The sequence below is a fragment of the Pseudoalteromonas sp. SR44-2 genome (assembly GCF_014163745.1).
Taxonomy (GTDB): domain Bacteria; phylum Pseudomonadota; class Gammaproteobacteria; order Enterobacterales; family Alteromonadaceae; genus Pseudoalteromonas; species Pseudoalteromonas distincta.
Map to the genome: position 1 here is coordinate 1 of NZ_JACJDW010000086.1, position 280 is coordinate 280.

Annotated in this window: 1 protein-coding gene; it reads right to left on the bottom strand. The window is 40.4% G+C overall.

The features are described 5' to 3' along the window. Nucleotides 1-203, bottom strand: a 203-nt coding sequence (locus H5115_RS20035) for a transposase (RefSeq protein WP_182756992.1), incomplete at its 3' end; no start/stop codon positions are given. Nucleotides 204-280: the final 77 nt, after the last annotated feature.

Genomic DNA, 280 nt, shown 5'->3' on the forward strand with positions numbered 1-280 from the left:
ATTTGTTCAGGCGTCATTGGTGAAGCCAATGGGGACTGGCCATTCCGTTCTTGCTTTAATTGAGTTACCCACTTACTTACAGTTGATTTACCAACCCCCATAGCTTTAGCTGCATCTTCTTGCGTGTAGCCTTGATCAACTACAAGCTGAGCTGTTTCTAATTTGATTGCAGCAGAATACGTTGCGCGTGTTAATTTCGTCATTTTTTCACCCAAATTTGTATGCTTATTAGCATAACATTTCTTTCTTAATGGGTGGCCAAATTAACTATGCCACTACA